Origin of the sequence: Lentibacillus jeotgali (assembly GCF_000224785.1) — a bacterium.
GTDB lineage: Bacteria > Bacillota > Bacilli > Bacillales > Amphibacillaceae > Lentibacillus > Lentibacillus jeotgali.
On the sequence record NZ_AGAV01000003.1, the window covers coordinates 83,156 to 96,451 of the forward strand.

A 13,296-nucleotide genomic window follows, 5' to 3' on the forward strand; every position below is an offset into this window, starting at 1 on the left:
TACATTGCTTTTTTCCTCCATTTAAGTATGGATTAAGCATCACGCCTAGATTATTTGCCCTGTCCTTTTGATAATTTTGTTCTGTCCGTTGCTTGAGGGGGTTCTTCCATCCAACCGTGTTTTATCATTATTTTCCCTCCGTCTTTGGCAAAATCAAACGTGTTGGTCATAATTGTTCCCATTTTTAAAAGTAGGTCATTTCGAAAGCTAAAGGCTGCGCCTACTGAGTTACCTCCCAAACCGAATATCGATAGCAAATGTGTCATATACATCATAATTTTGTCGGAAAACGGTGAAATGGTTGAATTGGTTACAATTCCTGACCATGTGGAAGGCGCGCTTGTGTATCACTTTCCAGTAAAAGATCATTCATTATTGACACTTGCTTTTCCGCAAGTTCTTTTCCGCGTTGAAAATATTATTTGACATCAGGGTTTTCAGCAACCTGTGCAAAGCCCGTCATCAATTGTGTTCCTGTAATGTTTACTTCTAGTGCCTGATACACTAAGCCAATTTCAACTGTATTAAGTACACGTTTTTTCCCAAAGGGATTCAAGCCACTGCTATAACTTGTGTCTTGGACGAATTCAATGTCGTTAGGCATGGGAACGCTGGGAGGACGTGCTACAACACCTTTCTTTAATAGACACTGTGTGCTTGTTATAAATCGTTTGACTATCCGATGTAAAGTCGTGATATAAGTTGTAGATATCCTCGCGATAAGACATACCAGAGTGCAAAGCATAAAGGCCAATCAAAATCTTGGCAAAAAGGCGTACAGTCATCAAATAAAAATTATCATCAAACAAATGCGGGGCATGTTTGTCAGTATCTTTTTCCCTAAAGGCAACAGGAATTGGAACCCCTTCATTCTGAAAAATGTTTAATAGTGTTTATATTTTTCGTTTCAATATCAAGGGCAGATTGGAGAACATCTTGGATTTCCTTATCGTCGGAACTTGTAAAAAAACGGTTCATAACATGTAACGCCATTGATTTTTCTTGATAGGCTTGCCACAGATTTCCTAATTCTGTAGATGATAAAGGTATGTCAGCCATGTTAGACCTCCTAATCAAAATGTTTTATATTATTATGTACATCCTTTTCCTTCCCTCTATTTATTTCGGTTTTCTTAAAATATTGCTGTTTTTCTAGTTTTTCCTACCACATTTGATGAAGCCATCTGATAAGGTTGGGTAATATACGCTCATTTTGGAAAATTATGGAATAACATAATTAATCCAAACAAGCTTAGTAACCATATTTCAGAAAACTAAGAATAATGTACCGTATGATCGCACCTTTGGATCTCCACATTGAACATGGCGGTGGATCCTCCCATTTCTCTCGGCGTCATGCGCGTAAATTCCTGTGTTCAACCTTACCATGTGTGGATGCCGGAAATGCTTTTTAAGTGGGTCTATGCCCTAACGGAGTAAATATCGACCGGCTAATCCGTGCTTCAGATGTAATAGAATCTAGACAAATAGACAGCGTATTTTCTTTTCGTATAACTTCCGCATTTCCTGTATATCATTCATTATTTGGTTTTGCCGGGGGCATAGCCTGTTTACAAGCCATCCCAATAGACATCATCACTCGAGCATTGATCAGTATTAACACGTTTTAGACCGGCAATCCGTTCATTTCTGTAACCTGTCTAATCAAGCTGCTTCCTGCAGGGATTTCAATTGGGGAATATCCCTCATCATGCGCTTGCCATCGAATACACAGTTGCGAGTCCCCATGACATAAAAGATCTTGATGAGTTTCCGACCAAGTGCTACAAACGATTCCTTACCTGTCAGCGGATTGTTTGCTCGATTTTTATAATAATGATGCAGCTGTTTGAAACCTTCGTTATTAGCCGATAAAGGACGCGCAGCCAGGTATAGTATGGATCTCAAGCGACGGCGGCCACGTTTCGTAATCGTTGTTTGACCCTTAAAAATTCCCGACTGGTTCAACTGAAGATTATATCCCGCTAATTTAATGATTTGGCGTGGATCTTTATAATTGGATAAATCACCTACTTCAGCGAAAAAACCGGCAACGGTCATGACGCCAATCCCTTTTATCGCGATCATTTGACTGGCCCCGGGAACCTGGCGAACAAGTTCTTCCAATCGTGCTTCATGGGCCTCGATACGTTCCTCTATGGCCAAATACTGATCGATTAAATAACTGATTTCCTGGCGCGCCATGGCCAAGCCAACGGTGAGACCTACACTCGTTTCAGCCGCATGCTTAAGTGCTCGAACACGCTTGATTCCAACGCCACGCTTTGCCGCCACTTTTACTTCCACCATTAATTCCTCTTCCGAACATGATGCGATATCTGCTGGCAGATAACCTTTTTTCAAGAAATGGATCGGTGTTTTCTTGGTCCAATCCTTAAAAACGCTTGTAAACTCTGGGAAATAACGATCCAGCGCATTTTGTACTTGTGCTTTGATCGATGATAAATCTTTCTGCATCATGTCATGAAGCTTCATGCCTTCACGCAATTCGGCATAAATGCCTTCAGGCAAAATGGGATCATGATATCGTCCCGCCCGCACGACCTGTGCAATGACTTTCGCATCTTTTGTATCATTTTTTGTTGGCGAGTCATCATCCAACTCTTTTGTGCGGTTGACTTTGGTTGGATTAACAACCACAGCGTGTAATTCCTGGGCCGTTAAATAGTAAGCCAGATTCAGCCAATAATGCCCGGTTGGCTCCATTCCAAAAATAAGGTCGGGACGATTCGTTTCCTCCGAAAGGTTTTGCGTCCAATCCAGCAATTCTTTAAAACCTGTTAGGCCACTCTCAAACACCAATCGTTTGGCCAAGTCGCGTCCACGATCATCAATTGCACGTGCGACATGTTTGTGTTTTGCCACGTCGATTCCGATAATGAGTGTCTCGTCTGTGATTTGCTCTAAGCGATTATTTTGTGTAAAATCCATTGTAGGAGTCCTCCTTGGTATCTAATTTCGAGGTCATTGCAATGACACTCTCTATCGTACCAAGAGGGCTCTATTTTTGTATAATTGATTCTACGCCCATATAACCTCAAATTTCTTTATATACAGGAATGCTTTTTATTAGGTATTTTCCTCGTGGGTGATTCCAAAATGCCAATTTTTGTTTACAACAGGAGTTTTTAATCATAGTTAGGCAATACGAACGGGCGCAAGAGTTGAATAGCTGACTGTCAATTAAGTTCTTTTTGCTGTTCTTACTCAGCTATAGGGTAGGACTACTGAAATTGGATTTATACAGCAAACAATTGCCAGTGTTAAAAATCTACTGCCAACATAATGTATAACGATTTTCAGTAAATAGGAACTCTTTGCTGTAGTAAAGAGATATGTAGTTGGGAAAAAATATGTCAGTGAAATAAGGGAGTTTGTAAATTCCAAACTAAGTGTATTTAAGGAATGAATAAAATGAATGTTACATTGTTTCTGGTCTTTCACTTAATTATAGGTTTGGTTTTAATCTACTTTTACGGAAATTTACCTAAAAGATTAACTGCATTTCTGACTGTGGTTTTTGCTATGAGCTTTATTTACTTTGGATCGGTTATTATGAAAATGTATTCATAGCTTATGGGCTTTACTCCGATATATGTGTAACATCAACATTTGAATTGGTATAAAAAGTAAAACATTGATTAAACAATGTTTTTTAGACGTCCGATAACAGATATTATCGTACATACTCCCCCCTTAATTCTGATTCTTAATGTCCGTTAAGGTGCAACATAAAAGGTGAACCACTAAATTTATAACGATTATATCCGTAATTTGGAATGGTGAATGTAGATTTTGTCTCAGACATACCCCAATATGTTCATCACCTATATACCGGCCACGGATATAGGGAAAGAACACATTCATGATCTCTATACGCTTCGCTGGCAAATTGGCGTGTCCAGAAGGACACAACATCTAGTCGGTGAAAGTCCGACCGGGAGAAAAGACTCCAATCCCGTAGCCTGAGAGACACCGCGGAACGAAAGTGAACCGGTGAAGCCCTCTGACAAACATTCTAAAGGAATGCGGCAAAACTTCAGGTTGTAACGCACAGTGAACGCAGATGTAGCCTCGTTACACGCAAATCCGGTGGCTGAGACGGTCGATAACGTGCGAAAGCAGCAGGAACTGACTGAAAAGAGTCTGAAACAGTAGTTCCCACCGGCGGGGTATCAGCGGCGACATGAAGGGAAAGATGATGTGGAAACTGGAGAAGCCCTCGACACCCGGTGAAGAAATCTCATCGAGGAGGCTGTCCTTATAACCGTGAATGGGAAATGGGACTAGCAGGTGTCAGGGTGGCGGAACGGATTGTAGTACTGAAGATACGCGTGCAGCAAAACACGCGAGGAGGGAAGAATCCGAACCTGTAAACAATTCGTGTGACCGAAGGAGGTAAGGGTGCCATGACAAAAACACCCATCAACTTACAGGAACTAAGGCAGCGAATTTATCAAAAGGCGAAGGCTGAACCTACGCATCGTTTTTGGGGATTATTTATCCACATAACCAAACGAACTACCCTTCATGAAGCTTACTTACAAGCAAAGAAAAACGGCGGTGCCCCAGGCATTGACGGACAGAGCTTTGATGATGTGGAGCATGAAGGTGTTCAACCGTTTTTGGAAAACATTCAGAAAGAACTCCAAGAAGGAAACTACCAACCGCAAGCGAATCGAAAAGTAGACATCCCAAAGGCAAACGGGAAGATGCGAACACTGCAAATTCCAACTATTCGAGACCGTGTCGTACAGGGGGCGTTGAAACTCATCATGGAAGCCATCTTTGAGGCAGATTTCTGCCCGAACTCGTACGGCTTCCGTCCAAGGCGCTCACCGCATCAAGCACTGGCAGAAGTACGGCGAAGTTTACTGCGTCGTATGACAACAGTCATTGATGTTGACCTATCTCGGTATTTCGATACGATAAGACATCACATATTGTTGGGGAAAATTGCGGAACGCATTCAAGACCCACAAGTCATGCATCTTACAAAACAGGTGATAAAAGCAGCAGGAAAAATCGGCGTACCGCAAGGGGGGCCATTTTCTCCACTAGCTGCAAATATCTATCTGAATGAGGTTGACTGGGCTTTTGATGCAATCCGGCTTAAAACAGCGGAAGGCAACTATGAGGCGGTAAACTATCATCGGTTTGCCGATGATATAGTGATTACCGTGAGCGGTCACTCCAGCAAACGGGGATGGGCAGATTTAGCCCTTCAGCGGCTCTGGGAAAATCTCGAACCTTTGGGAGTGGAACTTAACTTGGAGAAAACTCGGATGGTCAATGTCCTTAAAGGAGAATCATTTGCTTTTCTAGGTTTTGACCTAAGACGAGTCCCAAACCGAAAAAGAACAGGGCATTTCATCATGATGACACCAAGAAAGAAAGCGCGTACGATACTGAAAGCAAAAATTCGAGAAGTCATCCAAAAAGGAGGAGCAAAACCGGCCGAGGATATCGTCAAGCAAATCAATCGAATTCTTACCGGATGGGTCAACTACTTCCGTGTTGGAAACTCGAGTCGTGCATTCAGTGAAATACGTGACTACACAGAGATGAAAATTAGAACCCTGCTTACAAGAAGAAAACGAAGGAAAAAGCGTAGCATCGGATGGCAGAGATGGAGTAATGGGTACCTCTATGGCATACTGGGACTATATTGGGACTGGAAAGTCCGCCCGCTTGGAAATGCCGAAAGATACCGATGAAAGTGTCTACTATTCGATAGGTCTCATAACCCTTTTGACGAAGATTACGGGGTGAGCTGCTTGAGGGAAAACCTCACGAGCAGTTCTTATGGGGAGGAGCTGGAGACGGATCTCAATAAGACACCGCGCCAGTTCTTTACCCGACAGATCCTATTTAAAACATCTTGATAGCGGTTACATAGATGTTTATAATTGTGTCACAAGTTAAAATTATGGTGGAGACATGGAGACCCATACTGTAATAGTACTTTCTTCAGGAAAGTTCTATTGTTGTATGGGTTTTTGTCATTTTACACATTTGTTTGAATGACATCATGTTATTAAAAGGGGGCTTTTAACCAACCGTTATAGTGTTTGCGCCGTTAGATTGGTCTATTATTATTTTCAGGTTTAAAAATAATAATATCAAGAAAAGAGGGAGATTATGGAGAAAGTAAAGAAAAGAGCAAAACTGTTTGTGATACTATCTGTCATATTATGTTTGGTTAGTATGGTTGGAGCTTCGTTTGTTCAAACTTCCGGTGGTGACGTGGAAGTTAAGGAATTACAATGGGAGACTCCATCCGGTCATCTATTGAGTGCGTTACTTTTTGTGCCAGATGGTGTATCAGATGAGAATCAGGCACCGGGGATTGTTACAAGTCATGGTTGGTATAATAATAAGGAAATGCAGGATTTAAATTTTGTCGAGCTTTCCAGAAGAGGCTATGTTGTCATGTCCATAGATATGTACGGGCATGGGGATTCCGAAGCTGTTAAACCATCTGAATGGGATGACCGTGGTACTGGAATGTATGATGCTGTCGAACTGATGGCTCGTCTTCCTTACGTGGATAAATCGAGAATTGGAGTGACTGGCCACTCAAATGGTGCCAGAGCTGCCAACTGGTCGATTATGGTAGATAATAAAAAGGATAATCCATTGATTTCTTCCGTATTATTGGTTGGTAATGATGCTATTTATAAAAATCCAAAAACAAAAGAATATTTCAATTTATATGGAGCCAGAGATGTTGGAATCGTAGCTGCCAAATATGATGAATTCTTTTTTCGATCCCAAAAACCTGATGGAACGGTTACTCCCCCAAGAGAGTTTATACACACGGAGGCTGCGCAATCGTTTTTGCGTTTCGGAAAAAGTCCTGAAAACTTCAATTCCGAACGTTCCAGTTATGAAATGTATAAAAAAGAGATTAACGGAAAGACAACTACACGGGTTATTTATAATCCAACTCAAACACACCCGTGGAATCACTTTTCTGCTCATGTGGCAAAGGTAACTGTTAATTTTTTCGATGAAACGTTAGGAGCTCCGGAACCTATCCCGGCTACTAACCAAACATGGCAATACAAAGAGTTTTTTAATTTTCTGGGTCTCATTGGTTTTGGAGTGTTCATCGTAAGTTTGACAAAACTCTTACTGTTCACCCAACCTTTTTCGGACCTTCGTGCCTCACAAAAACCGGCTCCGACTGTGATGAGAACCAGAAGAGAAAAAGGATGGTTTTGGGGTGGACTCGTGGTCAGTGCCATATTTTCAGGGGTTTCTTACCTTGCCTTGTATAACTGGAGTGTAACCGTCCGACCGGATTTCTTTCCACAGCCATATACGTTCTATGTTGGCATTTGGGCAGCGGTAAATGGAGTGTTTGCGATTCTGTTAATGGTCTTGGCGCGAAAATTCACACCAAATGAGCAAAAGGCTTCTCTAAAAGAACTTGGTGTATCCATTCGTCCTAAATTGTTGGGTAAGACGGTGCTTTTAGCCGTATGTGTCAGCGCTGCTTCCTTTGGTTTAGTATTTGTCAGCGACTATTTTTTTAATACCGACTTTAGAATATGGTTTATTGCAGTTCGAACGTTTACGCCAGATAAAATCATTATAGCCTTAAAATACCTTCCGTTCTTCTTAATATTCTTTGTAGCTAATTCAGTAGTAGTGAATAGTTTTAATTACTACAGAAATAGCAAAAAAGAATGGGTTAATACTGCATTACTTGCTTTATTTAACACAATAGGTGTGGCAATTGTATTCGCGATCCAGTACATCACGTTTTTTGTTACAGGACATGTATTCTTTGAAAATGTATCAGCTATTGTTGGTATATGGTTAATAAGTTTTCTGGTTATTTTGCCTGTTGCTGCAATAATCTCAAGGAAAATCTTTCGGGTCAGCATGAACCCTTACCTTGGAGGCATAATTTACGCTATCATTGTCACATTGATTTCTGTGTCAAACACTTTAACTATTTCTTAAATAGACAGAAAGAATAAATACAATCAAAAGCACCTTTATTTTTGTAGGTGCTTTTTGTCTTATCAAAGGTTGCAGGTTGGGTAAGTGTGCATTGTTAATCGGGTGTTTTCATCATTTAAGTATATTATCAAACAAGCACATCCTTTCCCCCTCGTCTATATCATACAAAACTGGGGAAGATTGCTGGTACTACACCTAATAAACAGCTTTTAAAATCTATTCTCCCACAAAAATTCCAGAAAATATTCTCAGATGAAACAAATATTCAATAAGGATGTTTTTGCAAGTCCTCCGAAATGGCAGAATAAGGCTGTACCCCTTGTATGGGTTGGGTTCCAAAAGAGTCTTTCAAAAGGTGTTTTGAAAAATGGCGAAAATCCTCAAGACATTTTGATACAGACCATTTACCTTCTTAATCCCCTTTTTCAAGGCGTTGAGAAAAACGCTTAATCTTTGTCGGGTCTTTTGCCAATGGTATTTTGGTCACATGGTTAATTGTCAGTAGCCAGGCGATACAGTATCTTGCTTCGTGATAAAAAACACACCATACAATCTTCTTTTACGGAGGGTTGTGTGATTTTCCTTAATCATAGTTGTAATAAAGAGGACCGTTCTACTTTATTGATTTCTTTTACGGAGTATCCTCAAACTAATAGTCGCGGTCAGTCAAGGAGACGAAACCTCAAGAATCTGTATCCCTTTGACCACCTTTGGTCACCTTTTTAACAAGTCCGATAAAACTTCTCTCAAACAAGAGTGTGCCTGTGAGGGTGGCGAATGAATGACCAAGGTTCCAATGATGATATTTGAACAGTTTTGTTGTTTTTTCCAAAAACCATTGTCCGATTGTCATCGGGATGCTGAAGACGAGTGTCTTTAACAAGATCATCACCGGGTTGGAAGTGTAAGTCATTCGGGTATAGATGACGCCAATGATCGGGTACATCAAATAATCATAGAGGATGTTCAGTTTGAAGTGTTTGGACAGAAAGCGAACGGGATACCTAATTCGTTTGGATTCCACCACGTAAGTATCGACTAAGCTTGCTACAAAGGCCTTAAAAAGGAAGGCAATGATTAAAATTGGTAAAGGTCCCTTTTTGAATATGAAGGGTAAAATTCCGACACACGCGGCCAACAGGCCTTTTAACATTAAACGTTCCATGGGTGACTCACCTCTTTTGTTAGGGATAGGTTTATTATTTGCATTGTGGGGGAATTTATTCATTTTGCGAATCACGTGTCACAATTTACGAACCCACGTTTTTTGAAAACCTTTGCGTAATTGAACGAATGTCTTGACGTGGTCAATTCTATCCTTTGACCAATCATTGTAGTGTTCATCCCAATATTCGACTGTTGAAAAGAAGAAACCAAGAGCGACAAACTATTATTTTTTTGACTAAACTGTCTGGTTATTTGTATTAAATTTCTTAAAATAAATAGTAAAAATAAGAGTTAAATCTCCTTCATGTAAGGGATGAAAGACGGGATTTCTATGGATGAAACAAGGGTTGAGGTCAAGTGGGATAAGGGATCGAGGGAGATGGGGGAGATTTGTAAAAAGGAGTTACAAAGGCACAGCTGAGGAAGAAAAATGTAGTTTAATTTATGGAGGTGAGGTTGTCACCTTTTTTATGGTTGATTTTGGATTTTTTTCAGGAGCATCAGCCATCCCGGATACAAGAATATTCTAGTAAGAGAAAGGCATTTAAACTGTAAAAAGGAAAGAGGGGCCTGTTACCTTTTCTTTCCTTTTTGCTGAGGCACATGATTTACTCTGTATTCGCTTGCTGAATATGCTGTAATAAATTTGTGAAGTCGAAAAGGGTTCTCGAAAATTCCTCTTCAGTGAGACCACTCTTTTTAATAAGCTTACCGGGAATCTCCGCTGCCGTTTCCTTTAATTGTTTTCCTTCTTCAGTTAAGGAAATTAATACACGTCTTTCATCATCGGGATCTCGTTTTCGGTATGTTAACGCTCTTTCTGTAAGGCGCTTGAGCACTGGGGAAAGTGTTCCGGAATCGAGAAAAAGACTGTCTCCCAACTCCTTCATTGTACAGGATTCTTTTTCCCACAAAACAAGCATGACAAGATACTGTGTATACGTTAAATTGAGTTCTTCCAAAAACGGACGATACAATTTATTTATTTCCCTTGATAATGAATAGATAGAAAAACACAGTTGGTTGTTTAATTTTATTGCTTCATCTTTCTCCATTAATTATCATCCTTTCAGTCCTTCTCTATTTTAAACTATATGGAAGTTCATAAAATGTCAAACTGGTTTTTTGACGAGAAGAAATTTTTATGGTTTAATAAGTATCGCGCAATTAAATTGCACAAAATTAAATTGGGGTGATAAACTTGAATGCTTTATATACTGCTTCATCCACTGTCAGAGGTGGACGTAATGGACGTGTGATTTCAGATGATAAGATAATTGATATGCCATTAGTAATGCCTAAATCACTTGGCGGTGCAGGGGGAGAAGGGACCAATCCGGAATAATTATTTTCCGCTGGGTATGCGGCCTGCTTTGACAGTGCGTTGAATCTGGCTGCCAGAAAGCAACGAATTAAAATTGACGAAACAGAGGTGAAAGCGCAAGTATCAATAGGAAAAGATACCGATGGAGGTTTTGCTCTTACTGTTGCATTGGATGTTACAATTCCGGGAGTTGAACAAGAAGTAGCTGAACAACTTGTTGAATCCGCCCATCAAATCTGTCCATACTCCAAAGCAACCAGGGATAATATTGCAGTCGACTTGAAGGCTAAAGGGGTGGAAAGATAATGACATTAAAAGAAAAATTGAAAAATAGTCAGATTCTATTGGCAAAGCGCCCAAAAGGGCTGCCAACAAAAGAGAATTTTACATTTCAAGACAGTCCTGTACCACAACCGGAAGAAGGAGAGGTTCTTGTTAAAACAATCTATTTATCTGTTGATCCGTATATGAGAGGCAGGATGGATGATGCAAAATCGTATGTGAAACCTTTCGAATTAAATGAGATGATCTGTGGCGGAATTATTGGAGAGGTCGTTTTGTCTGATTCAGATCAGTTAAGCGTCGGTGATAAAGTAGTCGGGACGCTCGGATGGCAGCGATATAACGTTATTCAAGAATCTAAGGTACGTAAAATTGATGAAACAATCGCTCCTCTGACCGCATACCTGAGTGTCCTTGGCTTAACTGGCTTGACTGCTTATTTTGGTCTGCTTGATATTGGTCAGCCAAAAGAAGGGGAAACAGTTGTTGTATCCGGTGCAGCAGGAGCGGTTGGTATGATCGTTGGACAGATTGCCAAAATTAAAGGAGCTCGAGTTGTCGGAATTGCTGGTTCCGATGAAAAGACAACCTACTTAAAGCAGGAACTTGGCTTTGACGAAACGATTAACTATAAAACCTCTCCAAATATGGAAAAGGCGCTTGAGAAAGCCTGCCCAAATGGAATAGATATATATTTTGACAATGTCGGCGGACCAATTTCTGACGCAGCGATAAATCTATTAAATGAATTTGCACGCATCCCTCTTTGCGGTGCAATTTCGTCTTATAACCGGACGGACGGTGATTTAGGTCCAAGAATTCAGACAAAACTCATTAAGAGCCGTGGATTGATCAAAGGCTTTATCATTGGTGACTATGCTGACCGTTTCAGTGAAGGTATCCGGGATCTTTCAAGCTGGTTAGCCGAGGGGAAACTGAAATATGAAGAAAATATTGTGGAAGGATTTGAGAACGTACCAGAAGCTTTTCTCGGGTTGTTTAAAGGTGAAAATCTTGGCAAGCAACTTATAAAAGTCGATGAGGAATAACGAATTAGAAATAAGGAAATACATGATGAAGGAGGACCCAAATTGAAAGCAGTTATTATTGAAAATTACGGCAGCATCGATGAGTTAAAGTATACGGAGGTAGACGAACCAAAATTGAAAGACAATGACGTCTTGATTGAGATAGCAGCTACGTCCGTAAACCCCGTTGATTGGAAAATACGTGAGGGGTATCTGAAAGGAATGCTGGATTATAACTTTCCGCTTACTCTCGGTTTGGATGCCGCAGGAACAATAAAAGAGATAGGAAAAAAAGTGACGAAATTCAGGGTCGGAGACAAGGTATTTACCCGGCCGGATATAACCCGTAATGGAACTTATGCGGAATATGTAGCTGTTGATGAAAACCTTGTTGCAAAAAAACCGGAAAATCAATCTTTTGAAGAAGCTGCATCAATTCCGCTTGTTGGATTAACATCGTGGCAATGTCTTGATGACTTTGCTGACATCAAACAAGGTGACAAAGTGTTAATTCACGCTGGATCAGGAGGAGTTGGAAGTTTTGCCATTCAACTAGCAAAATCCTTGGGTGCCTGGGTGGCAACGACATGCAGCACGAAAAATGTTGAATTTGTTAAATCGCTGGGGGCAGACAAAGTTATTGATTACCGCAACGAAGATTTCACACATGTTCTTGCCGATATGGACATTGTGTTTGATACGCTTGGCGGTGACATCCAGACGCAAAGTTATGATGTTTTAAAAGAAGAAGGTGTTCTGGTTTCTATTGCTGATCAGCCTGATCAGGAATTATCCCAAACGAAAAAGGTGAAAGCGGGCTATGTTTTCCTTGAACCTGATGGTGAACAGCTTGCCAAGATCGGGGAAATGATTGAACAAGGAAAGATCCGCGCAAATGTAGGGACAGTTATGAAACTTGAGGAGATTCAAGAAGCCCACCGATTAAGTGAAACACATCATGCCAAAGGAAAAATTGTCCTCCGAGTGGGGTAAGGTAAGGAAAGTGCACAGATTTTACTAACGATTTTTTTCATGGCAAAGGAGTGACATCGCCAACGATTCACCGTATGGCTTAGGCGGAGCCTTCCATTCTGATTCCTTAGAACATGGGGTAAACATCGCTAGAAGACTTCATATCGGTATGGTTCATGTCAATGATCACCGTTAATGACGAGTCCCACGTCCCGTTTGGCGGGGAAAAAGAATCAGGTCTTGGTCGATTTAATAGGGACTGGATTCTTGACGAATTCACAACAGTACAATGGGTATCTGTCCAACACGAAAGACGCGATTATGGTCTTATTTTGATTAAGGGCTAGCGTGGTAAAATAGAATAAAAGTTCAATATCGAATCCATACTTGATGAATTCGGTATTGATAGCGTATAAGAGACTGCTTAATGGAATTGATTCGATTGTTTAATCCTACTAGAGAAGATAAATTTAAATATTGGGGATGAAAAATAACCATCAGTTAAAGCTGTGAAATTAGTAGATGAGG

The 13,296-nt window shown here is 40.5% G+C and carries 8 protein-coding genes and 4 pseudogenes; 6 read left to right on the forward strand and 6 right to left on the reverse strand.

Annotated features, from left to right (window positions below):
• Window positions 1-50: 50 nt before the first annotated feature.
• From ON01_RS20155 to ON01_RS00860, 4 genes and pseudogenes are all read right to left on the reverse strand, one after another.
• Window positions 51-326 (reverse strand): annotated as a pseudogene (locus tag ON01_RS20155) (DUF3231 family protein); the annotation flags it as partial.
• A gap of 92 nt (window positions 327-418) precedes the next feature.
• The gene (locus tag ON01_RS20160; RefSeq protein WP_010529115.1) at window positions 419-604 is read right to left on the reverse strand and encodes a DUF3231 family protein; all 186 of its coding nucleotides are present in this window, start codon (window positions 602-604) and stop codon (window positions 419-421) included.
• Window positions 597-1,059 (reverse strand): annotated as a pseudogene (locus ON01_RS20165) (DUF3231 family protein). The gene ON01_RS20160 and the pseudogene ON01_RS20165 overlap by 8 nt, the downstream one beginning before the upstream one ends.
• A 606-nt stretch (window positions 1,060-1,665) precedes the next feature.
• Entirely contained in the window at window positions 1,666-2,952 is a 1,287-nt protein-coding gene (locus ON01_RS00860) for an IS110 family RNA-guided transposase (protein WP_010529117.1), read from the reverse strand.
• A gap of 1,478 nt (window positions 2,953-4,430) precedes the next feature.
• Between ON01_RS00860 and ltrA the strand changes: the two genes are divergently transcribed.
• Complete coding sequence (gene ltrA / locus ON01_RS00865) at window positions 4,431-5,738, forward strand: group II intron reverse transcriptase/maturase (RefSeq protein WP_010529118.1); 1,308 nt, start codon at window positions 4,431-4,433, stop codon at window positions 5,736-5,738.
• A 424-nt stretch (window positions 5,739-6,162) separates the two neighbouring features.
• Window positions 6,163-7,995, forward strand: a complete 1,833-nt coding sequence (locus ON01_RS00870) for a CocE/NonD family hydrolase (RefSeq protein WP_010529119.1) — start codon at window positions 6,163-6,165, stop codon at window positions 7,993-7,995.
• 682 nt (window positions 7,996-8,677) lie between these two features.
• On the opposite strand, the gene ON01_RS00880 is transcribed toward ON01_RS00870, so the two are convergent.
• Window positions 8,678-9,160 carry a CBO0543 family protein gene (locus tag ON01_RS00880; RefSeq protein ID WP_010529121.1) on the reverse strand — a complete coding sequence of 161 codons (483 nt, stop codon included), beginning with the start codon at window positions 9,158-9,160 and terminating at the stop codon, window positions 8,678-8,680.
• A gap of 610 nt (window positions 9,161-9,770) precedes the next feature.
• Window positions 9,771-10,217 (reverse strand): MarR family winged helix-turn-helix transcriptional regulator, encoded by a 447-nt coding sequence (locus ON01_RS00890; RefSeq protein ID WP_010529123.1) that lies wholly within the window; start codon window positions 10,215-10,217, stop codon window positions 9,771-9,773.
• Between the two features lie 146 nt (window positions 10,218-10,363).
• Between ON01_RS00890 and ON01_RS00895 the strand changes: the two are divergent.
• The 4 genes and pseudogenes from ON01_RS00895 (at window position 10,364) to ON01_RS19100 (ending at window position 13,115) form a co-directional block, all read left to right on the forward strand.
• Window positions 10,364-10,792: pseudogene (locus tag ON01_RS00895) on the forward strand (organic hydroperoxide resistance protein).
• Complete coding sequence (locus tag ON01_RS00900) at window positions 10,792-11,817, forward strand: NADP-dependent oxidoreductase (RefSeq protein ID WP_010529124.1); 1,026 nt, start codon at window positions 10,792-10,794, stop codon at window positions 11,815-11,817. Before ON01_RS00895 ends, ON01_RS00900 begins: the two are co-directional and overlap by 1 nt.
• A 42-nt stretch (window positions 11,818-11,859) precedes the next feature.
• A complete protein-coding gene (locus tag ON01_RS00905) occupies window positions 11,860-12,789 on the forward strand; it encodes an NADP-dependent oxidoreductase (RefSeq protein WP_010529125.1) in 930 nt (309 codons plus the stop codon).
• Window positions 12,790-12,844: 55 nt separating this feature from the next.
• Window positions 12,845-13,115: pseudogene (locus tag ON01_RS19100) on the forward strand (aldehyde dehydrogenase family protein).
• The last annotated feature ends 181 nt before the right edge of the window (window positions 13,116-13,296 follow it).